The following is a 387-nucleotide window of genomic DNA, read 5'->3' as shown; positions in this document are numbered from 1 at the left end:
TTTGAATGCCCATATGCCGAAGTCCTGGCATCAGTTCGATAATATTTTCTTGATAACTGTCAGTTAGAATGATTTTTCCAGCCTTTTTCACTATTAGTTTCATAATCCAACGCCAACCAACGAGCATGAATATGAACACGACAAATAATAGGGACATCATTGCAAAAGTCAAATAAAATAATATGTTTGCCATAGTCAGTTTTCTCCATTATTACAGAAAATGAGAAAAATTGGATCGATGTGATGAACAATTATGTTTCTATTTCTTTGTTTTCCCAAGGTTTAAACGAAAACGGAATTCCGGCCATTTTGGCGGTCAATTCATCATAAGAAACCAGATCCTTTTTTGATAACTCTTTTAAAGAGCATTTTCCCATTGCTCTTAAT

1 pseudogene is annotated in these 387 nt (G+C 33.9%); it reads right to left on the bottom strand.

Going from position 1 to position 387, the window contains the following annotated elements:
* Positions 1-193: pseudogene (locus V7137_RS29080) on the bottom strand (FMN-binding glutamate synthase family protein); the annotation flags it as partial.
* Positions 194-387 lie beyond the last annotated feature (194 nt).

Source organism: Neobacillus drentensis, from assembly GCF_036962765.1.
GTDB lineage: Bacteria > Bacillota > Bacilli > Bacillales > Cytobacillaceae > Neobacillus > Neobacillus drentensis_C.
The sequence above is the reverse complement of the archived record's forward strand: the minus strand, read 5'-3'. Positions and strand labels throughout refer to the sequence as shown.